This is a genomic window from Cyanobium sp. NIES-981 (assembly GCF_900088535.1).
Classification (GTDB): domain Bacteria; phylum Cyanobacteriota; class Cyanobacteriia; order PCC-6307; family Cyanobiaceae; genus NIES-981.
The window spans coordinates 2,354,271-2,380,102 of sequence record NZ_LT578417.1 but is presented as its reverse complement, the minus strand read 5'-3'; the positions used below and the strand labels follow the sequence as shown (position 1 = coordinate 2,380,102).

At 61.6% G+C, this 25,832-nt stretch carries 26 protein-coding genes and 3 pseudogenes; 21 read left to right on the top strand and 8 right to left on the bottom strand.

Annotated features, from left to right (window positions below; all coding sequences use genetic code 11):
- Positions 1 to 77: 77 nt before the first annotated feature.
- Positions 78 to 404: a transposase gene (locus CBM981_RS11970; RefSeq protein WP_087068591.1), complete on the bottom strand. Its 327-nt coding sequence runs from the start codon at positions 402 to 404 to the stop codon at positions 78 to 80.
- A 646-nt stretch (positions 405 to 1,050) separates the two neighbouring features.
- On the opposite strand from CBM981_RS11970, the gene CBM981_RS15425 reads away from it, so the two are divergent.
- From CBM981_RS15425 to istB, 11 genes and pseudogenes are all read left to right on the top strand, one after another.
- Positions 1,051 to 2,892, top strand: a complete 1,842-nt coding sequence (locus CBM981_RS15425; RefSeq protein WP_157665443.1) for a hypothetical protein — start codon at positions 1,051 to 1,053, stop codon at positions 2,890 to 2,892.
- Between the two features lie 700 nt (positions 2,893 to 3,592).
- Positions 3,593 to 3,793 (top strand): hypothetical protein, encoded by a 201-nt coding sequence (locus CBM981_RS11965; RefSeq protein WP_087068590.1) that lies wholly within the window; start codon positions 3,593 to 3,595, stop codon positions 3,791 to 3,793.
- Between the two features lie 57 nt (positions 3,794 to 3,850).
- Positions 3,851 to 4,108: pseudogene (locus CBM981_RS16240) on the top strand (transposase); the annotation flags it as partial.
- Positions 4,108 to 5,244, top strand: a complete 1,137-nt coding sequence (locus CBM981_RS11955) for an IS5 family transposase (protein WP_087066680.1) — start codon at positions 4,108 to 4,110, stop codon at positions 5,242 to 5,244. The pseudogene CBM981_RS16240 and the gene CBM981_RS11955, both read left to right, overlap by 1 nt.
- A 276-nt stretch (positions 5,245 to 5,520) precedes the next feature.
- On the top strand, positions 5,521 to 5,976 hold the full coding sequence (locus CBM981_RS11950) for a leucine zipper domain-containing protein (RefSeq protein ID WP_225867379.1): 456 nt from the start codon (positions 5,521 to 5,523) through the stop codon (positions 5,974 to 5,976).
- Positions 5,977 to 6,018: 42 nt separating this feature from the next.
- Positions 6,019 to 7,133, top strand: a protein-coding gene (locus CBM981_RS11945; protein ID WP_369801619.1) for an IS3 family transposase whose coding sequence is annotated in 2 segments (ribosomal slippage) — positions 6,019 to 6,280 and positions 6,280 to 7,133 — 1,116 coding nt in all. Because the reading frame shifts where the segments join, the coding sequence is not laid out codon by codon here.
- 18 nt (positions 7,134 to 7,151) lie between these two features.
- Positions 7,152 to 7,703, top strand: coding sequence for an integrase core domain-containing protein (locus tag CBM981_RS11940; RefSeq protein WP_369801699.1), 552 nt, complete (start codon positions 7,152 to 7,154; stop codon positions 7,701 to 7,703).
- Positions 7,704 to 7,898: 195 nt separating this feature from the next.
- A protein-coding gene (locus CBM981_RS11935; RefSeq protein ID WP_369801619.1) for an IS3 family transposase occupies positions 7,899 to 9,013 on the top strand; the annotation gives its coding sequence in 2 pieces (ribosomal slippage) (positions 7,899 to 8,160 and positions 8,160 to 9,013; 1,116 coding nt in all).
- A gap of 73 nt (positions 9,014 to 9,086) precedes the next feature.
- The gene (locus CBM981_RS11930) at positions 9,087 to 9,677 is read left to right on the top strand and encodes a helix-turn-helix domain-containing protein (RefSeq protein WP_157665442.1); all 591 of its coding nucleotides are present in this window, start codon (positions 9,087 to 9,089) and stop codon (positions 9,675 to 9,677) included.
- On the top strand, positions 9,678 to 10,583 hold the full coding sequence (gene istA, locus CBM981_RS15645; protein WP_087068586.1) for an IS21 family transposase: 906 nt from the start codon (positions 9,678 to 9,680) through the stop codon (positions 10,581 to 10,583).
- Positions 10,583 to 11,458 (top strand): IS21-like element helper ATPase IstB, encoded by an 876-nt coding sequence (gene istB / locus CBM981_RS11920; RefSeq protein WP_304441604.1) that lies wholly within the window; start codon positions 10,583 to 10,585, stop codon positions 11,456 to 11,458. The genes istA and istB overlap by 1 nt, the downstream gene beginning before the upstream one ends.
- Before the next feature lie 300 nt (positions 11,459 to 11,758).
- On the opposite strand, the gene CBM981_RS11915 is transcribed toward istB, so the two are convergent.
- Positions 11,759 to 12,895 (bottom strand): IS5 family transposase, encoded by a 1,137-nt coding sequence (locus tag CBM981_RS11915; protein ID WP_087066680.1) that lies wholly within the window; start codon positions 12,893 to 12,895, stop codon positions 11,759 to 11,761.
- A 133-nt stretch (positions 12,896 to 13,028) separates the two neighbouring features.
- Between CBM981_RS11915 and CBM981_RS11910 the strand changes: the two genes are divergently transcribed.
- The 3 genes from CBM981_RS11910 to CBM981_RS11900 all read left to right on the top strand — a co-directional run bounded on the left by CBM981_RS11910 (position 13,029) and on the right by CBM981_RS11900 (position 14,776).
- Positions 13,029 to 13,430: an ATP-binding protein gene (locus CBM981_RS11910; protein WP_087068585.1), complete on the top strand. Its 402-nt coding sequence runs from the start codon at positions 13,029 to 13,031 to the stop codon at positions 13,428 to 13,430.
- A 192-nt stretch (positions 13,431 to 13,622) separates the two neighbouring features.
- A complete protein-coding gene (locus CBM981_RS11905; protein WP_157665441.1) occupies positions 13,623 to 13,970 on the top strand; it encodes a hypothetical protein in 348 nt (115 codons plus the stop codon).
- A 185-nt stretch (positions 13,971 to 14,155) separates the two neighbouring features.
- Positions 14,156 to 14,776, top strand: coding sequence for a transposase (locus CBM981_RS11900; protein ID WP_225867658.1), 621 nt, complete (start codon positions 14,156 to 14,158; stop codon positions 14,774 to 14,776).
- 102 nt (positions 14,777 to 14,878) lie between these two features.
- Here CBM981_RS11900 and CBM981_RS15945 read toward each other — a convergent pair.
- Positions 14,879 to 15,028 (bottom strand): annotated as a pseudogene (locus CBM981_RS15945) (IS5/IS1182 family transposase); the annotation flags it as partial.
- A gap of 1,006 nt (positions 15,029 to 16,034) precedes the next feature.
- Here CBM981_RS15945 and CBM981_RS15410 point away from each other — a divergent pair.
- The 7 genes and pseudogenes from CBM981_RS15410 to CBM981_RS11865 all read left to right on the top strand — a co-directional run bounded on the left by CBM981_RS15410 (position 16,035) and on the right by CBM981_RS11865 (position 20,643).
- Positions 16,035 to 16,535 carry a hypothetical protein gene (locus CBM981_RS15410; RefSeq protein ID WP_157665439.1) on the top strand — a complete coding sequence of 167 codons (501 nt, stop codon included), beginning with the start codon at positions 16,035 to 16,037 and terminating at the stop codon, positions 16,533 to 16,535.
- Positions 16,536 to 17,147: 612 nt separating this feature from the next.
- Positions 17,148 to 17,558 (top strand): annotated as a pseudogene (locus tag CBM981_RS11890) (IS630 family transposase); the annotation flags it as partial.
- A gap of 33 nt (positions 17,559 to 17,591) precedes the next feature.
- The gene (locus CBM981_RS16235) at positions 17,592 to 17,876 is read left to right on the top strand and encodes a transposase (RefSeq protein ID WP_225867378.1); all 285 of its coding nucleotides are present in this window, start codon (positions 17,592 to 17,594) and stop codon (positions 17,874 to 17,876) included.
- A gap of 457 nt (positions 17,877 to 18,333) precedes the next feature.
- Positions 18,334 to 18,648: an IS3 family transposase gene (locus CBM981_RS16050; protein WP_255376823.1), complete on the top strand. Its 315-nt coding sequence runs from the start codon at positions 18,334 to 18,336 to the stop codon at positions 18,646 to 18,648.
- A 71-nt stretch (positions 18,649 to 18,719) separates the two neighbouring features.
- The gene (locus CBM981_RS11875; RefSeq protein WP_157665330.1) at positions 18,720 to 18,932 is read left to right on the top strand and encodes a transposase; all 213 of its coding nucleotides are present in this window, start codon (positions 18,720 to 18,722) and stop codon (positions 18,930 to 18,932) included.
- Between the two features lie 167 nt (positions 18,933 to 19,099).
- The gene (locus CBM981_RS11870) at positions 19,100 to 19,486 is read left to right on the top strand and encodes an IS3 family transposase (RefSeq protein WP_157665438.1); all 387 of its coding nucleotides are present in this window, start codon (positions 19,100 to 19,102) and stop codon (positions 19,484 to 19,486) included.
- Between the two features lie 42 nt (positions 19,487 to 19,528).
- Positions 19,529 to 20,643, top strand: a protein-coding gene (locus CBM981_RS11865; protein WP_369801618.1) for an IS3 family transposase whose coding sequence is annotated in 2 segments (ribosomal slippage) — positions 19,529 to 19,790 and positions 19,790 to 20,643 — 1,116 coding nt in all. Because the reading frame shifts where the segments join, the coding sequence is not laid out codon by codon here.
- 212 nt (positions 20,644 to 20,855) lie between these two features.
- On the opposite strand, the gene CBM981_RS11860 is transcribed toward CBM981_RS11865, so the two are convergent.
- The 5 genes from CBM981_RS11860 to CBM981_RS11840 all read right to left on the bottom strand — a co-directional run bounded on the left by CBM981_RS11860 (position 20,856) and on the right by CBM981_RS11840 (position 25,585).
- Complete coding sequence (locus CBM981_RS11860; protein ID WP_087068579.1) at positions 20,856 to 21,170, bottom strand: hypothetical protein; 315 nt, start codon at positions 21,168 to 21,170, stop codon at positions 20,856 to 20,858.
- Positions 21,171 to 21,205: 35 nt separating this feature from the next.
- Entirely contained in the window at positions 21,206 to 22,204 is a 999-nt protein-coding gene (locus CBM981_RS11855) for a sodium-dependent bicarbonate transport family permease (RefSeq protein ID WP_087068578.1), read from the bottom strand.
- Between the two features lie 140 nt (positions 22,205 to 22,344).
- A complete protein-coding gene (locus tag CBM981_RS11850; protein WP_172820885.1) occupies positions 22,345 to 22,908 on the bottom strand; it encodes a Crp/Fnr family transcriptional regulator in 564 nt (187 codons plus the stop codon).
- A gap of 447 nt (positions 22,909 to 23,355) precedes the next feature.
- Positions 23,356 to 24,237: a DUF6671 family protein gene (locus tag CBM981_RS11845; protein WP_087068576.1), complete on the bottom strand. Its 882-nt coding sequence runs from the start codon at positions 24,235 to 24,237 to the stop codon at positions 23,356 to 23,358.
- Positions 24,238 to 24,244: 7 nt separating this feature from the next.
- Positions 24,245 to 25,585, bottom strand: a complete 1,341-nt coding sequence (locus tag CBM981_RS11840; protein WP_087068575.1) for a cation:proton antiporter — start codon at positions 25,583 to 25,585, stop codon at positions 24,245 to 24,247.
- Positions 25,586 to 25,832: the final 247 nt, after the last annotated feature.

Below are 25,832 nucleotides of genomic sequence, written 5' to 3'. Positions count from 1 at the left end.
ATTGACGCCACCCTTCAACCTGATTGACACGGGACAGAGCTGATTGATCAGGCGAAACCTCTCGGCGGCAGCTGCCCTTACTGCTGCGCGCAAGCCCTGCGGGCTACGCAAAGTGCGCTGCCGCCAGCCTGAAAAATCCTTCTCCCTCCTGAGTCCACGGTTCTCCTTGCGGAGAGCCGGTTGAGCTCGGCGCGTTCCTCGCTGGTGAGCGAGTCCTGGTCACGGGGGCTGGCCTGGCCACGGTCGACGCGGGCCTGGTGCATCAAGCGGGCCAGGCTGCTGGAAGGAAGGCCGAGCCGCTGGGCGACGGCATTGCAGGAGAGGCCCTCCTGCAGGCAGAGGTCCACGGCCTCCGCCTTCTGCTGCGCCGTAAACCGGCGCCGGGTTCTGGTGGGGTTGCTCATCGATGAACAGTCTGGTGGTCATGGCGTGACCCCTATCGACTTGTCCTTGAAATCGGGGGAACCTCACTGGGAGGCAAAAATTCCCCATGAGGTCTACCTTGAAATCGAACCCTATTCCTCCCGCCCAGGGTTCACGATGTCAAGTGTTGGAACTGCCCAGTAAAAGGTACCCACCTTATCGTGTCACCAGGGAATCCTTGATCAATGAACTGAGCGCAGTATAGCGATCATGCAGTAACTACTTAACTGACGAAATCTTCTCGCCCGCACCCCGTGACTCCTTATTCAGGAGACATCACCTAAGGAGAACAATCGACTGTTGAGCTGAGTCCATAGTATGATTTCCAACAGGCACCAGTTCTGGCACCTCTCAGCCTGGTTGTGGGATAAGGGGGCTGATCGGGTTCCCTCGTGCCTGGCAAAAGCGCATCCACCTGCGTCTGAGCGTTAATTTGCTCCCGCCTGGTGATCTGCCTAATTGCGGTATGCTGTAGTCACCGAAACCGAGCGACTTGTCCGCTGTGAACCCGAACTACATCCCAATCATCCCTGATCACTCTTACGATCGGCAAAGTCCTCTCACCTGTATCTTCTCCGTGCACCATCCTATGCTAGTGGCATAGGATGGTGCAACCTGAGTACTGTTATGGACTTTTCACACTGTGAGTCAGCCAAGCAAAAACTAGATGCATTCTCTTCTCTTATTGAAAGCAAGAGTTATTCTTCCTTGTCTGCGGGTCAATGCGAAGAATACCTGGCAGAACTTACACAGCTATCGCAAGATTCGAGTTGCTTGATCAAGCCTAATATCGCTTTGCTTCTTGCCGCAAAGTTGTTCGCTGCCGAAAGGAAAGACAAGGCATCAAGTTGTCTTGAAAAGCTCCTGTCCTGCGTTCAGCCTGTGAATAGTGCACTGACCCAAGAATATCCTGAGTCGCAAACAATTAGTCTTAGACTCCATTATATTGCTGCGGGTAGACTAGAGTCTTTATCAATTCTGGAGATTGTTAATGAGCTTCAGTGGGCGCACCCGCATTCTCTGGCATCTCAACAGCTTTACGAGGTGTTTGGCCTGTTGTCATATCTAAGTGCGGGTCGACTCTTTGGAGACCTGCTCTACCGCAACTCAGAAACGTGCTTGAATATCCCTGATCTTGGTTGTTCTTGGTACGCCAATAGGACTCCTGAGAATCACAGTGAGCGACGCAATATTAATGACTTGGCGAATATCTATACCAGTCTATTTACGGCCAACCTCTCAACTGAGATGTCTCTTGCGGTTTCAAAAGATCTTGACATCTCAAGGCTCCTCCCGCTGGGTACAGTTCTTGTTGGTGGAACACATCCAACTATTGCTATCCCATTTTCCAACGGCGAGCACTTGCTCGTTCCAGTCTATGGGGGTTATTACAGTAGTCTTCAGGCAATCGTAATAACTAGGCTAGGGAGTGAAGAAGTTTCTGTCATTGTTTCTACGCAATGGAAAATGCCCCCGCTTCTTATTCCTGTGCTGGAGAATGCAATCTGTCATATTCTATCCAAATGGCCAAAGGTCGCGACTGCCCCTCTTGAGCACGCTTTTCTGATCGGTAGCCGAAGCAGCTTTGGGCATACAATAATCAACGAGATAGCACACCTAGCTGTCCTAGAGGAGCTCGCTAATCATGGTAGGGCAGTCAACCTGTTGCTTGGGGAGTGGGACTTTCTCTCTACTCTTGAAATCATGCACCTTAGTGGAATTCCACTGAAGTCATTCTGCAATCGTACCTATCATCTGTCTAGTTATAGGCATGATGCAACTCCCCTTTATATGCTTCCTGGGCTTATCGCGATTCCCCTTGTCTCTCGCCTTCCCCCAGCTGCATCCCTCGACCTGCTGCGAAGGTGTGCGGTAAGCCCACGGCGCAAGGAACCAACCACGGCTATCTATCTACAGCTCGATAATCGCAAAGGGAGAAGAAAGTGTCTTAATACTCCAAATGTTGTAGAGACTGTCTTTGAGTCTGCAGCAAAGAAAGGAATTCGTACGGTTGTAATTGATGGGGGCACTTCGATTCCTCACTATTCCCAGGGAGAAGCTGGTGTTGTTACGACGTATAAAAACTCTAGTCTTGATAGCGCGATGTCAAGCATTATTGACAGTTGTGCATCTGCGTTCGATGTTTCCGTGGACATCATTAGTGGTTTGTCAGTCCCTTCAAAGCTTAAAATTGCAAGTCAATATTCTATAGCATTGAGTGTTGTTCCTTACGGTTCGGGATCTATGACTCCAATTTACCTGCTCAATACCGAGGTAGTCATCTATGGATCTGAGGCTTTTTTTGGGGTGCGAGGTGTTAGAGGTCGTGACATTGAAAGATGGCATGTGACCAGGTATTGTCATCCCTACAGGGAGTTTGTCGAGAAATATATTCAAACATCTCACTTCTCCCCCGCCGGCTACTATGTTGACTTGGCGCATCTGCAGGCAACTGTTCACGACATCTAACAAGGCTGCTGCTCAATTTGCTGGACCTGGCATCCTCGCCTTTGTCAGCCAGTGGGATGTCTCTACGCGAGCTCCTCCCCTATCCACCGAAACTTTCATAATCATGCATTTGCCCTGAATCTGTAATTGCTGATGAGAAGGTTGCTGAAGATAATGAACGGCCCGAGGTGAACTGCTCCCCATGTCTTATCATGCTCTAGTGATCGATTCTGAATGACGGCGTCTAGGGTTGTAGTCCCCCTTGATCAATAAGGCCAGATCACGCTGCACCAGCTATGGTCAGATCTGGACATTGATGTCGTCATCATGATAACGGTTGAGTTTAATGTCGGAGAATTAGTTCTCCACTGCGGCATTGTTCCTGTAGGAGCGGTGACTATCCGATAATTTCTCGGGGGCGTCCCTACGAGTTGTGGTCATCCTGACGCCTGTGACCTCATCGGAGAGTGGTAATCATGCAGCCGAAGCGAGTGTCGCTCTTTGCTGACTTGTGGACGAGCCGCCGAGGTTGTCGGGCTTGGCTACCGAGAGTTCAGAGCAGTCACGGCGGCGATTAAGGAGCCCAACCTTCTGCTGCCCCAGCAGCAGAGCTTCCACTAGGAGCGTGTCGCGCATAGATCGGCCGGCACCCTCTCCACAACCGCCCCTGAATCTGCCCAGACCCCAGTGACCGCAACGGGTCTGGGCGGGAGAATGGGGCATGGTCAAACCCAAGTCCTTCCGTCCCTGGAATCCCGAGCGGATGCTGCTGCTGCCACCGTCCCCGGTGGAGTGGCTGCCGGAGAACCACCTGGTGTTCTTCCTGCTGGATCTGGCGGCTGGGCTGGATCTCGAGGCGATTCATGCCCCCTACCGGCGGAAGGATCTGCGGGGGGAGAAGGCCTACGACCCCAGCATGTAGACGAAATCTTCCGCGCAGCGGTTGGTGGTGCTGCTCCTGTAGGCCTACTGCGTCGGAGTTCCCAGTTCCAGGAAGATCGAGAAGGCCTGCTGGCAGGACGCTGCATTCCGGGTGCTCACTGGCAACCAGCAGCCGGACCACAGCCGGATCAGCGATTTCCGCCGCCGCCACCTCCATGCCCTGGCTGGGCTGTTTGTTCAGGTGCTGCGGCTCTGCCAGAAGTCGGGACTGGTGAGCCTGTGTTCGGCGACGATTAGGAGTTCGCTGAAAAACCCGCCCACCCCTGCGAAAATGGAGTATCCGCCTCAGGCTTGATGCGTGGTCAGCAGGAGCGCACAGGCTCACTGTTCTCCTACGTCTCGATCGAGGAGCGGATTCCGGCCGGCCATCCGCTGCGGCGGATTCGCAAGCTGGCGGATCAGGCTCTCGATCGCCTCAATCCCACCTTCTGCCATCTCTATGCCTCAGAAGGCAGGCCATCGATACCGCCTGAGCAATTGCTGCTGGCCTCACTGCTGCAGGCGTTCTACGGGATCCGTTCGGAGCGCCTGCTGCTGGAGCAGCTCGACTACAACCTGCTGTTCCGCTGGTTTGTGGGCTTGAGTCCTGACGATCCGATCTGGCATCCGACCACGTTCACCAAGAATCGTGAGCGGCTGCTCAACGAGCAGTTGATGGGCCGGTTCCTGGAGAAGCTGATGGCGGCACCGGAGGTGAAACCGCTGCTCAGCAATGAACACTTCTCCGTCGATGGCACCCTGCTCCAAGCCTGGGCCTCACATGCCTCCCTGGAGCGAATCGACGGAGAGGATGACCCGCCGCCTCCGCCATCAGGCCCTGGCGAGGGATTCGGGGCGGCCAAGGATGGCAGGAAGCGGGCCAAGGGCGACTTCCGCGGGGTGCGTCTCAGCAACAAGACCCATCGCTCCGGCACGGATCCCGACGCTCTTCTGGCCCGCAAGTCGAATGTTCACCCGGCCCTGCCCAGCTACCGGGGGCATGTGCTCATGGACAACCGCCATGCCCTGGTGGTGGATTGCCGGGTGACCCAGGCTGACGGCTACGGCGAACGGGATGCGGCCAAGGAGATGGCCGCCGATCTCCCCGGGCACCACCAGAAAACCATCGGTGCTGACAAGAACTACGACACCCATGGATTCGTCGCAGAGATGCGACGGATCGGCGTTACCCCGCATGTCGCCCAGAACGCAGGACGCTCCGGCGGCTCCGCCATCGATGGCCGCACCACTCGCCATGAGGGCTATGCCAAGTCGATCCATGCACGCCGCGGCATCGAGAAGGTTTTCGGCTGGATCAAGCAGTTCGGCGGCCTGCGCCAGTTCAAGCTGCGCGGCCAGGCCAATGTCAGTGCCATGTTCGGACTGCATGTGATCGCCTACAACCTGATCCGCCTGAGCAACCTGCTCAGGCCTGTGGAGGCGATGGCATGAACAGGCCGTTCTCCAGAGATGGGAGCCTGCGAGGAGATTCAGCGTCGAGCGAGGTACCAATCCCGAGGATCAGGGACTCACAGCGAGCCTGAGTCATTCCAATAATCGCCTCGCCATGACCAGCTGGCTGGGTCACGGAGGGGGAGAACTCGCCTCGCGACGAGATTTTTTCTGCAAACTCTTAGATGTGTAGTCCCACCACGTTGTTCAGCTGACGATTGGGTGTGAGGTCGCCAGGGTCGGGGTGTCACCGCCCATCCCAAGACCTCACACCCCATGCATAGCCACCCCAATGCCCGACTGACGCCGATCAGTCGGGAACGCCTGATTCGTCGGCACCTCAATGAGGGCGTGCCGCTCAAGGCCCTTGCGGCACAAGCCGGGATCAGCCTGCGCAGCGCCTACAAGTGGCTGGCGCGTTTCCGTGATGGCGGCGTAACGGCACTGGCGGATCGACGGAGTGTTCGCCGCACCCAGCGGCGGACGCTCGATCCGCAGCAACTGCAGCAGGCTGTGGATCTACGGCACCAGCGCTGCACTCTCCGGCGCATCGCCAGGGCCGTCAAGGCGCCCCTCTCGACCGTCGGACGTGTGATGAATGCCCTGGGGCTGGGACGGCTCAGAAATCTTGAACCCAAGGTTCCAGTTCGCCGCTACCAGTGGGAGCGGCCTGGCGACATGATCCATGTCGACACCAAACTGACGTGGACCCCGGGAATTGGTCCAGGGTGAATGAGAGTCCTCAGCCGGCCAGACTGGGCCGGGGACTTCACCATGAAACGCACCAGGCACACAGCGGAGCAGATCATCCGCAAGCTCAAGACCGCCGACCAGCTGATTGCCCAGGGCAAGACCGTCGCCGATGTCTGCCGCGTCATCGAGGTGACACAGCCGACGTATCACCGCTGGAAGCAGCAGTACGGCGGGATGCAGGCCGAGGAGGCCCGCCGGCTGACGCAGCTGGAGAAGGAGAACGCCCGGCTCAAGAAGTTGTTGGCAGAAGCCGAGTTGGAGAAGGCGATGCTCAAGGACCTTGCGGAGGGAAACTTCTGAGCCCGGAACGCCGTCGCAGGGCCGTCACGGTCCTGCAGGAGCGTTACCGGGCATCAGAGCGCCAGGCCTGCCGTGTTGTGGGGCAGCACCGCAGCACCCAGCGCCATTGCGGGAAGGTCGTCGACCTGGAGGAGACCAAGCTTCGGCACCGCCTGAGGGAGATTGCAGCTGAGCACATCCGCTGGGGCCGCCGCATGGCCTACCGCCTGCTGCGTCGGGAGGGCTGGACCGTGAACCACAAGCGGGTGCAACGGCTCTGGCGGGAGGAGGGGCTGCAGCGGCCCACTCCCAGGAAGCGGAAGCGGGCACGGCCCGCCGACGGCTCGGTGAGGCGTCACCGGGCCCAGCATCCCCACCAGGTGTGGGCCATGGATTTCCAGTTCGATGCCACCGCCGATGGCCGCAGACTCAAGTTCCTGAACGTGATCGACGAGCACAGCCGCCTCTGCCTGGCGATCCGGGTGGGCAGGCGGTGCAAGGCCAAAGACGTGGTGACTGTGCTGGAGGAACTCACCAGCCTCTACCCGGCGCCAGCGTTCATCCGATCGGACAACGGCCCTGAGTTCATTGCCCAGGCTCTACGGGACTGGTGTGAGACCAATACCACCACCAGCACGGCCTACATCGAGCCAGGATCCCCGTGGGAGAACGGTTTTGCCGAGTCGTTCAACGGCCGGTTCCGGGATGAGTTCCTCAACACCGAGTTGTTCACCACAGCCCCGGAGGCTCAGATCCTGGCCGATCGCTGGCGATGGGAGTACAACACGCTCAGGCCACACTCGGCCCTCCAAGGGCGTACGCCCATGGAGGCAGCTCAACAAGGAGCTGCAGCATGACCATGACCACCCACTCTCATAAGCCCTGGACCGATAAAGGGGGTCACGTCAAAACAGCTGGCCAGGTTTGAGCGGGTCGGTCACCGGATCACCGGTGACCGTCGTCAAGGCTCTTCCCGAGGCGCCGGCTACGAGAAGGTGCACGTCGCCATCGACGACGCCACCCGCCTGGCGTATGTGGAGGTGCTGGCCGACGAGCAGAGGGCAACGACTGTTGGATTCCTGGCCCGTGCAGTCGGTTGGTTCTCGGAGCAGGGGATCACCTGCCGGAGGATCCTGTCGGATAACGGCTCCGCCTACCGCTCAGGGGATTGGCGAAAAGCCTGCCGGGCATTGGATCTGAAACCCATCCGCACCAAGCCCTATACGCCGCAAACCAACGGCAAGGCCGAGCGGTTTATCAAAACGATCCTGGCGGAATGGGCCTACGTGATCGCCTACCAGACATCAGAGGAACGCAACCGCTGGCTACGTCGCTATCTGGCCATCTATAACGGCAACAGGTGCCACATGGCTCTCGGTGGCCTCACGCCTCAGCAGTCCCTCCAGCGATTGCTGATCGCTGAATGACCTGGTGAGAAAACACAATTAGATAGGCGGGACCGCGCAACTACATTGGCGGGTCTCAGGTTGCGACAACAGGGCTCTGGTCACGGTCAGGAGCCCCGCGATGCCCGCCCCTCTGTCGTTGTGACGTGGACCCCGGGAATTGGTCCAGGGTGAATGAGAGTCCTCAGCCGGCCAGACTGGGCCGGGGACTTCACCATGAAACGCACCAGGCACACAGCGGAGCAGATCATCCGCAAGCTCAAGACCGCCGACCAGCTGATTGCCCAGGGCAAGACCGTCGCCGATGTCTGCCGCGTCATCGAGGTGACACAGCCGACGTATCACCGCTGGAAGCAGCAGTACGGCGGGATGCAGGCCGAGGAGGCCCGCCGGCTGACGCAGCTGGAGAAGGAGAACGCCCGGCTCAAGAAGTTGTTGGCAGAAGCCGAGTTGGAGAAGGCGATGCTCAAGGACCTTGCGGAGGGAAACTTCTGAGCCCGGAACGCCGTCGCAGGGCCGTCACGGTCCTGCAGGAGCGTTACCGGGCATCAGAGCGCCAGGCCTGCCGTGTTGTGGGGCAGCACCGCAGCACCCAGCGCCATTGCGGGAAGGTCGTCGACCTGGAGGAGACCAAGCTTCGGCACCGCCTGAGGGAGATTGCAGCTGAGCACATCCGCTGGGGCCGCCGCATGGCCTACCGCCTGCTGCGTCGGGAGGGCTGGACCGTGAACCACAAGCGGGTGCAACGGCTCTGGCGGGAGGAGGGGCTGCAGCGGCCCACTCCCAGGAAGCGGAAGCGGGCACGGCCCGCCGACGGCTCGGTGAGGCGTCACCGGGCCCAGCATCCCCACCAGGTGTGGGCCATGGATTTCCAGTTCGATGCCACCGCCGATGGCCGCAGACTCAAGTTCCTGAACGTGATCGACGAGCACAGCCGCCTCTGCCTGGCGATCCGGGTGGGCAGGCGGTGCAAGGCCAAAGACGTGGTGACTGTGCTGGAGGAACTCACCAGCCTCTACCCGGCGCCAGCGTTCATCCGATCGGACAACGGCCCTGAGTTCATTGCCCAGGCTCTACGGGACTGGTGTGAGACCAATACCACCACCAGCACGGCCTACATCGAGCCAGGATCCCCGTGGGAGAACGGTTTTGCCGAGTCGTTCAACGGCCGGTTCCGGGATGAGTTCCTCAACACCGAGTTGTTCACCACAGCCCCGGAGGCTCAGATCCTGGCCGATCGCTGGCGATGGGAGTACAACACGCTCAGGCCACACTCGGCCCTCCAAGGGCGTACGCCCATGGAGGCAGCTCAACAAGGAGCTGCAGCATGACCATGACCACCCACTCTCATAAGCCCTGGACCGATAAAGGGGGTCACGTCAGTTGCGGATCAAGGAGCGGTACATGGCCAAACGGGCCAGCGGCCTCAGCCAGCAGATGGCGGCCGATGCGGTGGGCATCTCGCTGTGTCAGGCGACATCGAAAACTGGACCAGAGGCGACACGAAAACTGGGCCATCCCGGAGCCGCCAGCGCGCCATCCACTGAGCAGCTGACCGCCCCCACCGGCAAGGGGCTGGCGGGATTGCCTGGCGCCCATACAGCAGGCCTGATGGCTGGGCTGGAGGGCGTGATGCAAACGCCGGAGGAGGTGGCGGTGATGGGCCAGCTGCTGGAGAGGGGCTGGAGTCAGCGCCGCATCGCCAGGGAACTCGGCATCTCACGCCACACGGTGAGTCGTTACCTGGCGTTGGGCACTTGGCAGCCGTACGACAGCAGCAATCGCGCCAGCCAGCTCGACGGGCACCAGGCCTGGCTGCAGCAGCAGTTTGAACAGCACCACGGCAACGCCGAGGTGGTACGGCAGGAGCTGCTCAAGCAGAAGGGCATCGAGGTAAGCCTGCGCACGGTGGAGCGGGCGGTGCAGGTCTGGCGGGAGGCGCTGCGCCAGAGCCGTCAGGCCACGGTTCGGTACGAGACCCGGCCAGGCCAGTAACTGCAGGCCGACTTTGGCGAGCTGTGGGTGCTGATCGGCGGAGTGCGTACCAAGGTGCACCTCTGCGTGCTGACCCTGGGCTACTCGCGGCGGCAGGTGGTGCGGGTGTTCCGGCAGCAGCGGCAGCGCCACTGGTTGCAGGCACTGGAGGAGGCGTTCCGGATCTGGGATGGGGTGCCCGAGCAGGTGCTGGTCGATAACGCCAAAGCCCTGGTCACGATCCACAACCCCAGCACAGGGGAGCTGGTGATCAATCCGGTGTTTGCCGCCTTTGCCCGGCACTGGGGGTTCACGCCCAAGGCCTGCTGGCCGCACCGGCCACAAACCAAAGGCAAGGACGAGCGTGGGGTGGGCTACGTGAAACGCAGTGGGCTGGCCGGCCACCGCTTTGACACCTGGGGCCAGATGGAGGGCCATCTGGACTGGTGGAACCGGGAGATCGCCGATCTGCGCATCCACGGCACCACCGGTGAGAAACCGCTGGAGCGCTTTCAAAGGTCCGAGGCCGGGGCGTTGCTGCCGCTGAACGGCAAGCCGTCGTACCTGGCGGAGCAGGAGTTCAGCCGCCGTGTCGCCAAGGACTGCTGCGTGCAGGTGGAGGGCAACTGGTACAGCGTGCCGGCGGCGCTGGTGCGCCAGAACGTGACGGTGCAGATCCGCGACCAGCAGGTGCTGATTCGCCAGGGGGGCCGGATCGTGGCGCGCCATTCCCGTCAGGCTGCCAACCAACGCTCCCGCCAGGTGATCGCCGGCCACTGGGCAGGGCTGGTGCCGCAGCGGGCCATCGATGCTGCTCGGGCAGACAACAGCGCCATCGCTGATGTGGTGGAGCTGGCTGCGGTGCGGCGTTCCTCACTGGCCAGGCCGCTCAGTGACTACGCGGCCGTGGTGGCGGAGGTGGGCTGATGGCGCGCAGTAAACAACTTGCTACAGCGACCGCGACGACGGCGAGCGGCTGTCCCGCCGCGGAGGCAGGCGACATCGCCAAGCTGGTGGAGGATCTCGACGGGATGCTCAGCCGCCTGCGGCTCGGTGCCATCCGCGAGCAGCTCGATGGACTGCTGGAGGAAGCGGCCCGGCGGCAGCTGAATCTGCGCGAGGCCCTGGCCTGGCTCTGCGCGGCCGAGGTGGCGAGCAAGGAGCAGCGGCGGCTGTCGATGGCGATGACCATTGCCCACTTCCCCTTTGTGCGCACGCTGGAGGGGTTCGAGTTCGAGGCCCAGCCCTCGATCGATCCAGCCAAGATCCGCGATCTGGCCACCTGCCGCTGGGTGGCCAATGGCGACAACGTGGTGCTGCTGGGCCCGCCGGGTGTGGGCAAGACCCACCTGGAGGTGGCCCTGGGCCGTGAGGCGGTGAGCCGGGGCTACACGGTGCAGTTCACTACGGCGATGGAGCTGCTCGGCTCACTGGTCAAAGGCCAGCAGCAGGGGAGCCTGGAGGTGCGGCTGGCGCAGTACAGCAAGCCGAAACTGCTGATCGTCGACGAACTGGGCTACCTGCCGCTCGAACCCCAGGCGGGGCACCTGTTCTTCCAGCTGATCTCCAGGCGCTATGAGCAGGGCAGCGTGCTGATCAGCTCCAACCGCCCCGTTGAGGAGTGGGACGAAGTGTTCGGCGACCAGTTGGTGGCGGCCGCGATCCTCGATCGGCTGCTGCATCACAGCCATATGGTGACGATCCGTGGCGACAGCTACCGGCTCAGGGAGAAGCGCCGCTCAGGCCTGTTCCGCCCGCAGACGGGCGGAACGTCCCCGCCGGTGGCTGCCAAGGAGGACTGAGATACCGGCAACCGACAGACCCCGCCTCAAGCAACGACAGACAACCATCAAGCCAACGCAGGACCCATGAGCAAGCCCAGGCAACGACAGCAGAACAGCCCAAAACCTCCGGCCCTTACGAGTTTGCAGAAAAAATCTCGTCGCGAGGCGAGTTCTCCCCCTCCGTGACCCAGCCAGCTGGTCATGGCGAGGCGATTATTGGAATGACTCAGGCTCGCTGTGAGTCCCTGATCCTCGGGATTGGTACCTCGCTCGACGCTGAATCTCCTCGCAGGCTCCCATCTCTGGAGAACGGCCTGTTCATGCCATCGCCTCCACAGGCCTGAGCAGGTTGCTCAGGCGGATCAGGTTGTAGGCGATCACATGCAGTCCGAACATGGCACTGACATTGGCCTGGCCGCGCAGCTTGAACTGGCGCAGGCCGCCGAACTGCTTGATCCAGCCGAAAACCTTCTCGATGCCGCGGCGTGCATGGATCGACTTGGCATAGCCCTCATGGCGAGTGGTGCGGCCATCGATGGCGGAGCCGCCGGAGCGTCCTGCGTTCTGGGCGACATGCGGGGTAACGCCGATCCGTCGCATCTCTGCGACGAATCCATGGGTGTCGTAGTTCTTGTCAGCACCGATGGTTTTCTGGTGGTGCCCGGGGAGATCGGCGGCCATCTCCTTGGCCGCATCCCGTTCGCCGTAGCCGTCAGCCTGGGTCACCCGGCAATCCACCACCAGGGCATGGCGGTTGTCCATGAGCACATGCCCCCGGTAGCTGGGCAGGGCCGGGTGAACATTCGACTTGCGGGCCAGAAGAGCGTCGGGATCCGTGCCGGAGCGATGGGTCTTGTTGCTGAGACGCACCCCGCGGAAGTCGCCCTTGGCCCGCTTCCTGCCATCCTTGGCCGCCCCGAATCCCTCGCCAGGGCCTGATGGCGGAGGCGGCGGGTCATCCTCTCCGTCGATTCGCTCCAGGGAGGCATGTGAGGCCCAGGCTTGGAGCAGGGTGCCATCGACGGAGAAGTGTTCATTGCTGAGCAGCGGTTTCACCTCCGGTGCCGCCATCAGCTTCTCCAGGAACCGGCCCATCAACTGCTCGTTGAGCAGCCGCTCACGATTCTTGGTGAACGTGGTCGGATGCCAGATCGGATCGTCAGGACTCAAGCCCACAAACCAGCGGAACAGCAGGTTGTAGTCGAGCTGCTCCAGCAGCAGGCGCTCCGAACGGATCCCGTAGAACGCCTGCAGCAGTGAGGCCAGCAGCAATTGCTCAGGCGGTATCGATGGCCTGCCTTCTGAGGCATAGAGATGGCAGAAGGTGGGATTGAGGCGATCGAGAGCCTGATCCGCCAGCTTGCGAATCCGCCGCAGCGGATGGCCGGCCGGAATCCGCTCCTCGATCGAGACGTAGGAGAACAGTGAGCCTGTGCGCTCCTGCTGACCACGCATCAAGCCTGAGGCGGATACTCCATTTTCGCAGGGGTGGGCGGGTTTTTCAGCGAACTCTTACCGGGCCGGAGGTGGCTCACTTTTCAATGTCGCCAGTGGCTCGGTTTTCAATGTCGCTTGACACAAAACCCACCTGGCAAGCGGGATCTGCCGCAGCCTGGTGGCCCTGGACCGCTCAGCCCGCTTCTTCTCGGGGACCGCTCTGGTGCAGCACCTGCAGCAGGCCAAGGCGGACTATGCCCTGGCCAAGGCGCTCACCCGGCTCGATCGCTATGCCCTGCTGGTGATCGACGACATCGGCTATGTCCGCAAGGACGAGTCCGAAACCTCGGTGCTGTTTGAACTGGTGATGCACCGCTACGAGCGCCGGTCCCTGCTGGTGACCAGCAACCAGCCGTTCAGGGAGTGGGAGACCGTCTTCTCCACCAGCGCCATGACGGTGGCGGCGGTGGACCGGCTGGTGGATCACAGCACCATCGTGCAACTCAACGGCGAGAGCTACCGCCGCAAACGGGCCCGGCGTTCAGCGTCCTGACCAGGCGTCAATTACCCGTCAACGGCCGGCAGCCCCCAGGCGAAAGCCGCTGGTGATGGGCTCCGCGCTGCCGGCGGACTGTGGTGTCCGCCGGCTCCTGCGCTCCGCAGCAGCGGCAGAGCGCAGGGAGAGCCGCCGAGGAAGGTGGCCCAGATTTCACGTCGCCCGGGGGGCGAGGACCCGCCAACGTAATTGACGCGAGCCGCCTACGTAGTTGACACCGGGCAGAGCCTGGGACGTGTGGCCCTGGATGGCACCAAGATCCGGGCCAATGCCAGCAGGCACAAGGCCATGAGCCACGAGCGGATGCTCAAGTCAGAGCGGCAGCTGGAGACCGAGATGCGTGCCCTGCTGCGCAAGGTCGAGCTGATCGACGCCCAGGAGGACGGCCAGTTCGGCAAGGGCAAACGGGGCGATGAGTTGCCGGAGGAACTGCAGCGGCGCCGCAGCCGGCTGGAGTGGATCCGCAGGCCAAGGCGGAGCTGGAGGCCGAGGCCGCTGCGGCCAAGGCTCGTCAACGGGACGAACAGGCGGAGGTAGCCGAGCAGGAGGTCGCAGATGCCGAGGCCAGCGGGGATGCCAAGGCCGGCACGCGCGCAGCCCGGCGGGCCCGTGGTGCTCGCAAGCGCGCCGATGCCGCTCAGAATCTGGCGATCGAGAAGGCAGAAGCTGCGGGCCTGGACCTTGGCTCCGTTGCCACTGCTGCTGAGACCGATCCGTTGGCGATGCCAACCCGGACGCTCCCGAACGATGCTGCCGGCAACCCAAAGCCCAGTGCCCAGCGCAACTTCACCGATCCAGACAGCCACATCCTCAGGGGCTCCGGCGGCTGGATCCAGGGCTACAACGCCCAGGCCGCGGTGGATGGGGATCACCAGGTGATCGTGGCGATCGGGGTGAGCAACCAGCCCAGCGATGCGGTGCACCTGCTGCCGGTGCTGGAGCGGATCCAGGCCAATACCGGCCAACTGCCGGAGGCCTTGATCGCTGACGCCGGGTACTGCAGCACCGCCAACCTGGAGGCCTGCGAGGACAGGGGACTGGCGGTCTACATCTCCACCAGCCGGCAGAAGCACGGCCACAGGCCAAGGCCATCCCGGGGTCCTGCGCCCCGGGGGCTGGATGCCCGCGGGCGTATGGATCGCAAACTGCGTTCGGTGGCCGGCCAGGCGAGCTACGCCCTGCGCAAGACGATCGTGGAGCCGTTTTTCGGTCAGATCAAGGGCGGCCGAGGCCTGGATCGGTTCCGGTTACGGGCTCTGGAAAAGGTGAACGGGGAATGGGCCCTGATGGCCACTACCCACATCCTGCTCAAGCTGTTCCGGGCCTTGCTGGCCACGGCTTGAGGGGCCTTGCTCCTTTCGCCAGTGCTGGCATCAGGCATCCCTGAATCTCGGGGGGCTTCTGCACAGCGATGTGGCCTGGGCGCAACGTGCGACACGCTCCTAGTTGCTGAGCATGATGCAGCGGCCATCCACGTTGGCTGGCTTCTTGCCCTGGTTTGGAGAGCCACCACCCTCGCCAGGGCCTGAAGGCGGTGGCGGCAGATTGTCCGGCCCATCGATCCGCTCCAGTGAGGCACGGGAGGTCCAGGTTTGCATGAACGAGGCCAGCAGCAGTTGCTCCAGCGGCACGGCGGTTCGGGCTGTCGGGTTTCTGCGGCGTACACCCTGGAGGTCAACCCAGGAGAAGGTGGGACTGAGCCGATCGAGGGCCTGATCGGCCAGCTTGAGGATCCGCTCAGCGGATGAGTGGCCGGGATCCGCTCCTCGATCGACACGTAGGAGAACAGGGAACCGCTGCGCTCCCTCTGACCCCGGGTCTCAAGCGGGCAGTTGGTCCATTTTTTACAGAGATCGCTGAAGGTCTTAGCGAGCTCTTAAGCTAACATTCAGTTGTCGTTGCTCTCTTTGGTGCTATCGCAGTCAACGGTCTTGCCTGAAATGCGTTGGCCACTCAGGTATCACACTCCACAGGAGGTCTTTATTTTAGGCTCTTAAGATAGTAAAAGATCTGGATTCAGATTTCGACAGTTCACCACAAGAGACAATGCCTGATCTTATTATTCATGCAGGGACCCCTAAAACTGGAAGCACGGCAATCCAGCATTATCTTCATGCCAACCAGCACATCCTTTCACAAGCTGGGATACTGTATCCTAAGCTATCAATAAATCTACCTAGGAAAGGAGAATTCACACAAGCTATAGGCAGGGCGCTTCGTGAGCCCTCGCCCTCTCATGCGCCTCATCTACTAGCGCTTCTATCCCGGCTGAAGCATGAAGTTGACGAAAGTGGCGCCAGTACCGTCATCCTAAGCGACGAGCTTCTTTTCTCCATGAGACGCCCATTTGCAAGTCTCCTTTTTTCCTCTCTTCAGCCCTACTTCAATCGCATTAAGGTTGTTTTATATATAAGACCCCAGCTCGAGCTTTGGACTTCATTGTATGCACAAGAATGCAAGTTCTTGGGTGTTATGCGTTCACATCGCGTATGGGGAGAGGGGTGTTTTCCCTTGGGCAATGCTCATAAGAATGGATTTTTTTACACATCAGTCTTGGATTCATGTTCGGAGCTTATCGGCCCTGAGAATGTTATAGCTCGAGTGTACGACCCCTCAGGTTTTCCTGGGGGCAACATCATTCTGGATTTCATGCGCCTCTTGGGCCTTGAGAATCCAACGCTGCCTTCTCCTCCTTCTGGTTACAGAAACAAAAGTTGGGGATGGAAGGCCGTAGAGTTCTCGAAGTATATAGCTTTCAGCTATTGGGAGCGCTTGAGGAAAGACCCTCCCTTTAAGCGGTCTATGTTTAATGCTCTGATTAGTACGGTCAATTCGACCTGCCTCGCTAGTAAGTCTGATTGGCTAGGTAAGGCACCAGTTTATTTAGACGAACAAGAACAGGAAAACCTATATCTTTATTACGAGCGGGACAATATGGTTTTAAAAGAAAGATATCTGCCAGAGTTTAATGTGACGCGAAGTGCTGAGCCCGTGCATTGGATCTCTACTTCTACTTATGATATCCCACCCGAAGAGTTCAATGCCTGTCTAAACACCTTTGTTGACAACCTGCCGCCTTCACTGCGCCAAGAGCTCTTTTAGGGTACATCTGGATGTACATCTGGATGTCCTACACCGATCCACGTGAGACTACCCTTTGATTGCACGTTAGGTCCGGGCTGATTGGTCGCAGGCAGCTCGGGCCCCTCGGATTTCGAGCTGACAATGTGTGACTTATCACCAGGTTAGTCATGCCTGCGGCCGAGCGAGCCTATGGGGGGGTGAGGCCCACCCCCTGAACCCTATGGTGCTTGCGGCCGTTGTAGATCCGCAGGTAGGCTGGCAATAGCCCAATGCGAGTCGCTGAATTGCTATAAAGCATTACCTTAACCTACTTCTCCAGCAACCTCTTCTCCAGCAACCTCTTCTCCAGCAACGTCTTGATGCAGCGCTCCGCCTTGCCGTTGCCCCGAGGGGTGTAGGTCCTTGTCTTCTCCGCCTTCAACCCTATAGCCTGACACGCGCTTCGCCAGTTGCGTCACTTGTAGGCAGACCCGTTGTCGCTGAGAACCCGCTGGCACTTGATCCTCTGGTTGTTGAATCAGGCCACGGCCCTGATCAGGAAGCCTACCGTGGTCGGGCCTTTCTCGATTGATTAGATTTACGATAGCTAGGCAGTGTCATCTTTCCTGGCAGAGGAGCGGTATCGACAGCCTGTACCTGAACCCGCCGGACAAGGCGATGGTGCTCTTTGTCGACGAGAAGACGCAGAGCCAGGCCTTGGAACGCACCCAGCCGCTGCTGCCGATGGGCCTGGGCTACGTCGAGGGTGTGACACACGACTACATCCGCGACGGCACCACCACTCTGTTCGCCGCCCTGGACGTGGCCACCGGCGAGGTGCTCACCCAGTGCAGGCCGGGTCACCGGAACCAGGAGTTCCTGGGCTTCCTCCCCCAGATCGAGACGTCCGTCCCGGAAGATCTGGACGTCGATCTGGTGGTGAACAACTCCTGCACCCACAAGCACGCCAATGTCCGGGTCTGGTTGGCGCAGCGGCCACGGTTTCATGTCCACTACACGCCCACCTACTCCTCCTGGCTCAACCAGGTGGAGCGCTGTTTTTTGAGGTGGACCCTGGAAACCGGTCCGGGGTGAATGAGAGTCCTCAGCCGTCCAGACTGGGCCGTGGACTCGACCATAAAACGCACAAGGCACGCAGCGGAGCAGATCATCCGCAAACTCAAGACTGCCGAGCAGCTGATCGCCCAGGGCAAGACCGTTGCCGACGTCTGCCGCGTGATCGAGGTGACGCAGCCGACGTATCACCGCTGGTGGCAGCAGTACGGGGGATGCAGGCCGAGGAGGCCAGGCGGCTGCCCCAGCTGGAGAAGGAGTGAGGTGGTCTGGTTTTTCTGGACAGCCCCCATCGTTAACCTTTGAGGCGGGGCGCCCCCCCTGAAAGGGGCTCCCACCAATGAGCAAGAGACGCACCCACAGCCCCGAGTTCAAGGCCAAGGTCGCCATGGAGGCGATCCGTGGCCGCAAGACGTCCAGGAGATCGCTGCCGACCACGCCATCCACCCGATCCAGGTCAGTCAGTGGAAGAAGCAGCTGCTGGAGGGCGCCAGCGATCTGTTCACCAGGGGCAAGAAGACCAAGGACAAGGAGGAGGGGCAGGCCAAGGAGGCGGAACTGTTCCAGCAGATCGGCCGTCTGCAGATGGAGCTGGAGTGGCTCAAAACAAAGTCTCAGTTGCTCTGATGCCCGTGAACTGCGCAAGCAGGTCGATCACGACCATCCTGAGATCAGCGTCACCCGGCAATGTGTGCTGCTGAGCCTGCCCGGGTCCACACTTTACTACCAGCCGATACCGATCCGGGAATCGACGCTGCGGATCATGGCCAGGATCAATGCCCATTACCTGGAAGACCCCTGCAGCGGGAGCCGCCGGATGGTGGGCTACCTGGCCAGAGATGGGATCCCGATCAGCCGTGACCGGGTGCGAAACCTCATGCGCCGCATGCGGTTACGGGCGATCTACCAGAAACCTCGCACCACGGTTCCTGGTGACCCATCTGAGCGTTTCCCCTGCTTGGTGGATGTCAGCACCATCACAGCGGTGGGTCAGGTGTGGGCCACCGACATCACCTCCATCCCCCTTCAGAAAGGCTTCCTCTACCTGGTGGCGATCATGGATCTCTTCTCCAGGTGACGTGGACCCCGGAAACCGGTCCAGGGTGAATGAGAGTCATCAGCCGGCCAGACTGGGCCGGGGACTCCAGCATGAAACGCACCAGGCACACAGCGGAGCAGATCATCCGCAAGCTCAAGACCGCCGAACAGCTGATCGCCCAGGGCAAGACCGTCGCCGATGTCTGCCGCGTCATCGAGGTGACACAGCCGACCTATCACCGCTGGAAGCAGCAGTACGGCGGGATGCAGGCCGAGGAGGCCCGCCGGCTGACGCAGCTGGAGAAGGAGAACGCCCGGCTCTAGCCGAAGGCTTCTCCGCAGGAGTAGAAGCTGTTGGCAGAAGCCGAGCTGGAAAAGGCGATGCTCAAGGATCTCGCCGAGGGAAACTTCTGAGCCCGGAACGCCGTCGCAGAGCCGTCGCGGTTCTGCGTGAGCGTTACCGGGCCTCTGAACGCCTGGCCTGCCGTGTTGTGGGGCAGCACCGGAGCACCCAACGAAATCCCGGCAAGGTTGTCGGCATTGAAGAGGCCAAGCTCCGCCATCGCCTCCGCGAAATCGCAGCGGAGCACATCCGCTGGGGCCGCCGGATGGCCTACCGGCTGCTCAGGCGGGAGGGCTGGACCATCAATCACAAGCGCGTGCAACGACTCTGGCGGGAGGAAGGCCTGCAGCGGCCGACACCCAGAAAGCGAAAGCGGGCACGGCCCGCTGACGGCTCGGTGCGGCGTCACCGGGCTGAGCATCCCCACCAGGTGTGGGCCATGGACTTCCAGTTCGATGCCACAGCTGATGGCCGCAGACTCAAGTTCCTGAACGTGATCGACGTGACGTGGACCCCGGGAATTGGTCCAGGGTGAATGAGAGTCCTCAGCCGGCCAGACTGGGCCGGGGACTTCACCATGAAACGCACCAGGCACACAGCGGAGCAGATCATCCGCAAGCTCAAGACCGCCGACCAGCTGATTGCCCAGGGCAAGACCGTCGCCGATGTCTGCCGCGTCATCGAGGTGACGCAGCCGACGTATCACCGCTGGCGGCAGCAGTACGGCGGCATGCAGGCCGAGGAGGCCCGCCGGCTGACGCAGCTGGAGAAGGAGAACGCCCGGCTCAAGAAGTTGTTGGCAGAAGCCGAGTTGGAGAAGGCGATGCTCAAGGACCTTGCGGAGGGAAACTTCTGAGCCCGGAACGCCGTCGCAGGGCCGTCACGGTCCTGCAGGAGCGTTACCGGGCATCAGAGCGCCAGGCCTGCCGTGTTGTGGGGCAGCACCGCAGCACCCAGCGCCATTGCGGGAAGGTCGTCGACCTGGAGGAGACCAAGCTTCGGCACCGCCTGAGGGAGATTGCAGCTGAGCACATCCGCTGGGGCCGCCGCATGGCCTACCGCCTGCTGCGTCGGGAGGGCTGGACCGTGAACCACAAGCGGGTGCAACGGCTCTGGCGGGAGGAGGGGCTGCAGCGGCCCACTCCCAGGAAGCGGAAGCGGGCACGGCCCGCCGACGGCTCGGTGAGGCGTCACCGGGCCCAGCATCCCCACCAGGTGTGGGCCATGGATTTCCAGTTCGATGCCACCGCCGATGGCCGCAGACTCAAGTTCCTGAACGTGATCGACGAGCACAGCCGCCTCTGCCTGGCGATCCGGGTGGGCAGGCGGTGCAAGGCCAAAGACGTGGTGACTGTGCTGGAGGAACTCACCAGCCTCTACCCGGCGCCAGCGTTCATCCGATCGGACAACGGCCCGGAGTTCATTGCGCAGGCCCTACGGGACTGGTGCGAGGCCAGCAGCGCCACCAGCACGGCCTACATCGAGCCAGGATCCCCGTGGGAGAACGGTTTTGCCGAGTCGTTCAACGGCCGGTTCCGGGATGAGTTCCTCAACACCGAGTTGTTCACCACAGCCCCGGAGGCTCAGATCCTGGCCGATCGCTGGCGATGGGAGTACAACACGCTCAGGCCGCATTCGGCCCTCCAAGGGCGTACGCCCATGGAGGCAGCTCAACAAGGAGCTGCAGCATGACCATGACCACCCACTCTCATAAGCCCTGGACCGATAAAGGGGGTCACGTCACTTGGGGCCTGACCAGGCCCTGAGGGTCGCGACGTGCAGGCGTGGTGAGGCGGGCGAAGGAGCCGCCTCAGCAGCCCAGGGACGACAGCAAAAACCCCGGCTGCGCCCATGGGCACAACCGGGGTTGGGTTGGATCAAGGCAGGAGCTAGTCCTGCTTGGCTCAGAACTTATGGTCGCGCAGGGCTTCCACGGGATAGAGATAGGTGATGATCGAGAAGTCCTTGTAGTACTTGGCCTCGATCTCACGGGTGATCTTGTCGGCCAGATCGCGGGTGCCTGTAAGCACCTCGATCTTCACGTTGGAAAGCGTGTGAGACACGCTTGGATCTCCCGTGGAGCGCACATTGCGGCTGCCTTCACCACCGGCTGCATTCACGGTGTAACCGGTGGCACCTGCCGCCTTGATGAGTTTGATGAGTTTCTTGGAAAGGATCTCCTCCCCAACGATCACCAATTTCCAAACCTGTTGACTCATGACTGTGGTCTCCGATTGGTTGTTGTAGTGTAGTTTTAACCACCAGCCATCATCTCGGCAATCCCGATGAAGAGCGGGATGCAGAGCGCGATCGCCACTGGGGTTCCGATGGCGGTGGAAGCGCCGATGTAGGCGGAAGGATTGGCGCTTGGGATGCCGGCACGCAGGGTGGGGGGCCCGGAGATGTCAGAGCTGGAAGCTGCGATTACCGCCAACACCACACAGCCGCCAAGGCTGAAGCCCGTGATTTGGCGGATCACAAGGCCAAGACCAAAGGCGATGAAGCCGTGCAGGAAGGGCGCGATGAAGGCATACACCGCATACCACTGGGCCACTTTGCGCAGCTCATTCATCCGCTGCGCGGCCTCCATGCCCATGATGATCATCATCACGGAAAGGAATCCACGGAACAGCGGGTTGAAGAACGTGTCGTAGACCGGCTCCGGCTTGGTGAAAATACCCAGGGCCAAGCCCAGCAGAAGGGCGGTGACAGCCGAGCTCTGCAGACTCTCCTTCACAATCGGCCAGATCTCCACATTCCCCGAGCTCTTGTCGCCATGGTTGCTGAGATAGACACTCGCCACCACAATGGCTGTGACCAGGGCCGGGATGTCCATGAACGGGTAGAGGGCTGCTGTCCAGGCCTCGTACTTCACACCGGCGGAATCGAGCTGGGGCAGAACGGCTGCCAGGGTGGAGCCACTCACGGCGCCGAAGAGGCCTCCTGTGGCCACGGCATCTGCCACCTTGATTCCAGGTAGCTTCGCCAGGGTGTACCGGGCGATCAACACGATGATGATTCCCAGGAAAATGGCCGCCAGGGCAGGGAGGAAGATCTCGGCAAGATTGGACTTACGAATGGCAAGACCACCAGTAAGACCAATCTTCAGGAGCAGGAAAAAGGTGATGAATCTGTAGATCGAATCCGGAATCGCCAGTTGGCTGCCGAAAGAGGCAACCACGATGCCACCGATCAGGAAGCCGAGCGTTGGAGACTGGAGCTGCTTGATAAAAAGCTCTAAGAATTCGGACACTTGGTTTTCGTGGTGTGCTTGCAGTTATCAGGGTTAAGCTGGAATCCGACCACTCACAAGGGAGGGGAACGGGCCAGCAGGATAGGGATCAACATCACCAGTTCGGAGGGAGTTCGATAAGAAGATTGACAATGGGTGGCTCAGCTGTATTCCCAGAGCTCTGATGCAGAAACCCGCAGCAACAGCGCTCCACCCTCCTGCCCCGCGATCACGCCGGACTGGCGAAACTGGGTGAGGGCCTTGGTCACCGTGACCCTCGTCATGCCGGCAATGTCCGCCAGTTGCTGATGGGTCAGGGTCTTCTCCCCGAAGCGCAGCACCACTCCCTGGCTGGTCATGGTGCCGAAGCGGGTGCCGAACCAATCGAGCAGCTGCAGCAGGCGGGATTCCGCCGGACGCACCCGGCTGAGCAACAGCAGGATGGCGGCCTGGCGCAACTGTTCCTCCAGAAATTCCCGTTCCATGGCACTCGTGGGCTCCTCCTCCTCCACCACCACGGCGGAGAGGGAGCGCAGCTCCAGTCCGGTGAGGCCAATCAACGCCGGCATCACCAGCTCACCGGGGCCCCACACCCCCAGGGTGAGAGGGTCGGCCCCGGGGCACCAGCGGGCCAGCCACACATAGCCCTGCTCAACCCGCCAGCAGAGGTTGCTGGGCAGCGTCTCGCCGGCCCGGAGGCTCAGGCGAAGACAACGACGTGACATGGAGACAGCCATGGCAAAGAAAAGAGGGAGAACTGCTGCTGAAAACCGGAAAAGATGTACACAAAAAGCAACAAACAGCCTTCAGGGAAAGCCGTGCCAGGGGCCGTTCACATCGCCCCGGGAAAACCAGACGCGAGCCCTGAAGCCCGCCGGAGACATCGAAGAAATCCCGCCTGAAATTGAGTCCGCAAACCTTAAGGCTTGCTTGAGCGATTGTGTCGCTCCTCACCTCCAGGATTCCAGATTGGAACCATAAGGCGATGTGATCATCCTCCTGATCCTGTGGCTCTGGGCACAGGGCAGGGTGGCGCTGTGGCCTTCAACCCAGGCTCCATCACGCCAGAATCCACACTCCTGGAGATTCCAACCGCCTGGGGCTCGCCTTCAGGCGGTTTTTACTGGCTTTGATTTGCCGCTCGGCTGCAACAACTCCCCGCCGGACACCGATCAGGGATTGCACCAGGGGCAATGCATCGGATCGGCCACGGTCCTGCCATCCCGGCGGGGCCGCAGTTCGGTGTGGGAGCAGGTGGCACAGCCCCAGCGCTCCCGGGCGACCAGCGCCGTGCTGGTGCCACAGCAACGGCATGGCAAGCCGGGGATCGCCTCCAGCCGCCCCCAACCGGGTGTGGCACAGGCCGGGCACAACCGGCGCAGCCGGCGCACCAGCTGAAAGCCCAGGCTCCTGATGCTGGCCATGCGGGTGGGATTGCAGTGGGCCCGCATGTCGGTTTCCAGCCTCACCCTTCCATCGGCGGACAGGGCGGCGCAGCGGGCGATGGCGGCCTCCAGGGCTGGCTCGGTGCGGATGGCCTTGATGCACAGGCCGCTCGGGTTCCCCGGCTGGCCGGGCGCATGGGGCCGGGCAATCAGCGCATGGCTGGGGAACTGCACCTGATGTAGCCAGCGGAGGACCTCCGGACCCTGGAGGTCGGATGGCGCCACGACGCGGCTGGCGAAGGTGGTGCGCAGCTCCAGGCGCTGTTCCACCAGCGTGAGCTGGCGCTCCCGGTCCAGGAACACCAGCACTTCCTGGCCCACGGGCAGCAGGGGCACCACGGGGTGGGGGCCGAAGCTGCCCTCGCTGGCGAGCCCGAGCGGCAGCCCGGTGGCCGCAAGGCCGAGCTCCGCCTTGCGGCGACAGGTGGTGATCGGGTCGTCCGCTCGCTCGATCTCACCGCTGAAGGTGCCGAGCTGGTCGGTGTCGCAGCCACACACCTGCAGCTGGGCGCCGAGGCCATGAAAAAAGGGCCTGGCCAGCACCTTCTCCTTGCCGTGGAGCGTGGTGAGGCAGACCCTTCGTCCGGCGTAGGGAGCAGCCGGTGCCATCGCCCGATCAGGAGGGCTGTGGGGCGGCGACGGACTTGGAGCCGATCACCAGCCGCAGCAGGATTGGCGCCAGGAAGGTGGTGCCGATCACCATCAGCAGGATCGCGGCTTCCAGGGCCGGCGTGAGGATGCCGGCCTGGGTGCCGAGCCCCAGGAAGATCAGACCCACCTCGCCGCGGGGCATCATGCCGAGCCCCACCACCAGCCGGTTGGTGGGGTCCTTGCTGGTGTAGGTCCAGCCCGCCGCCACCTTGCCGACGATCGCCACGGTGAGCAGGAACATGGCCACGATCAGGCCCTCCCGGTTGGCGGGATCGAAGGGGTTGAGCACCGACAGATCCATGCCCGTGCCGATCAGCACGAAGAACACGGTGGCGAACAGCGCCACCAGCGGCTTCACGGCCGTGTCGATGTCATGGGTGTGCTTCGAGCCACTGAGGATCAATCCGGCGGCAAAGGCGCCGAGGGCCGCCTCCAGACCGATCGCCTGGGCCGCGAAGCAGCAGAGGGTGAGCACCACGAAGCTGGCCACGGCCACATCACCCGGGGCCTTGAGCCGATCCACCACCCAGTCGAACACGGGCGCGGCGGTGCGGCTGAGGAACAGGGCCGCCGCCACGAACACCAGGGCGGCGGCGCAGAGCTTGAGGATCGGGCCGACGGTGAAGGCACCGCCCCCGGCCAGGGCCACCACCACCGCCAGGATGACGATGCCCAGGATGTCGTCGAGCACGGCCGCGCCGATCACGATCTGCCCCTCCTTGCGCTTGAGCCACTGGAGCTCGCCGAACACACTCGCCGTGATGCCGATGGAGGTGGCCGTCATGGCCGCGCCGGCGAACACCGCCGGGATCAGGGGCACATGAAAAAGGTAGTAGAGGCCGGCGGTGCCGAGGGCGAACGGCAGCACCACCCCGGTCACGGCCACCGTGGTGGCCTGCACGCCCACCGCCACCAGCTCGTCGAGTTCACTCTCGAGGCCGGTGAGGAAGAGGAGCGCGAACAGGCCGAGCTGGGACACGGCCTGCAGGCTCGGGAAGGTTTCCCGGTACACCTCCTCCACCGTGTCGGCGGGCACGTCGGCCAGGGAGCCCACCAGGCCCAGCACCGCCTCGCTGAGATGGGCCTGGGCATCGGGGGGCAGCACCAGATGAAGGCCGGAGGCGCCGATCAGCACCCCGGCCACCAGCTCACCGAGGATGGTGGGCAGCTGCAGGCGCACCATCAGCTCAGCGATGGTGCGGGCCGCGACGAAGATCACCAGGAAGCGCCCCACGCCGATGAGGGTTTCGACCACTTCCAGCTGGTGACTGCCGATTTCCATCAGCACGGTGGGCAAGGGATCCATCAAGGCCTGGAGAGGAGCGAGCTGTTTTAGGAGGAAAAAGCCAGGTTCTGCCGCATTTGCAGCTCCAGATCGAATGGAGAAGGTGATCAGTGCGATCAGCACAAGTGATCAGTTGGCGAATTCCATGGAGCTGATCACTCTCCCGCTGGACCGTCCGACCGCTGATCCCGCAGCCCACGCTGCTGCAGTTCCGCCTGGAACTGGCGGGCCAGCAAGGCTTCGGGGCGGTGTGCCGAGATCTGGGCAG

What these genes read in the sequence shown, in the direction of transcription:
- CBM981_RS11970 (WP_087068591.1), bottom strand. Translation starts at nt 404, where the DNA reads ATGAGCAACCCCACCAGAACCCGGCGCCGGTTTACGGCGCAGCAGAAG.
- CBM981_RS15425 (WP_157665443.1), top strand. Translation starts at nt 1,051, where the DNA reads ATGGACTTTTCACACTGTGAGTCAGCCAAGCAAAAACTAGATGCATTC.
- CBM981_RS11965 (WP_087068590.1), top strand. Translation starts at nt 3,593, where the DNA reads ATGGTCAAACCCAAGTCCTTCCGTCCCTGGAATCCCGAGCGGATGCTG.
- CBM981_RS11955 (WP_087066680.1), top strand. Translation starts at nt 4,108, where the DNA reads ATGCGTGGTCAGCAGGAGCGCACAGGCTCACTGTTCTCCTACGTCTCG.
- CBM981_RS11950 (WP_225867379.1), top strand. Translation starts at nt 5,521, where the DNA reads ATGCATAGCCACCCCAATGCCCGACTGACGCCGATCAGTCGGGAACGC.
- CBM981_RS11930 (WP_157665442.1), top strand. Translation starts at nt 9,087, where the DNA reads ATGGCCAAACGGGCCAGCGGCCTCAGCCAGCAGATGGCGGCCGATGCG.
- istB (WP_304441604.1), top strand. Translation starts at nt 10,583, where the DNA reads ATGGCGCGCAGTAAACAACTTGCTACAGCGACCGCGACGACGGCGAGC.
- CBM981_RS11915 (WP_087066680.1), bottom strand. Translation starts at nt 12,895, where the DNA reads ATGCGTGGTCAGCAGGAGCGCACAGGCTCACTGTTCTCCTACGTCTCG.
- CBM981_RS11900 (WP_225867658.1), top strand. Translation starts at nt 14,156, where the DNA reads ATGCCAACCCGGACGCTCCCGAACGATGCTGCCGGCAACCCAAAGCCC.
- CBM981_RS16235 (WP_225867378.1), top strand. Translation starts at nt 17,592, where the DNA reads ATGAGAGTCCTCAGCCGTCCAGACTGGGCCGTGGACTCGACCATAAAA.
- CBM981_RS16050 (WP_255376823.1), top strand. Translation starts at nt 18,334, where the DNA reads ATGGCCAGGATCAATGCCCATTACCTGGAAGACCCCTGCAGCGGGAGC.
- CBM981_RS11875 (WP_157665330.1), top strand. Translation starts at nt 18,720, where the DNA reads ATGAAACGCACCAGGCACACAGCGGAGCAGATCATCCGCAAGCTCAAG.
- CBM981_RS11860 (WP_087068579.1), bottom strand. Translation starts at nt 21,170, where the DNA reads ATGAGTCAACAGGTTTGGAAATTGGTGATCGTTGGGGAGGAGATCCTT.
- CBM981_RS11850 (WP_172820885.1), bottom strand. Translation starts at nt 22,908, where the DNA reads ATGTCACGTCGTTGTCTTCGCCTGAGCCTCCGGGCCGGCGAGACGCTG.
- CBM981_RS11845 (WP_087068576.1), bottom strand. Translation starts at nt 24,237, where the DNA reads ATGGCACCGGCTGCTCCCTACGCCGGACGAAGGGTCTGCCTCACCACG.
- CBM981_RS11840 (WP_087068575.1), bottom strand. Translation starts at nt 25,585, where the DNA reads ATGGATCCCTTGCCCACCGTGCTGATGGAAATCGGCAGTCACCAGCTG.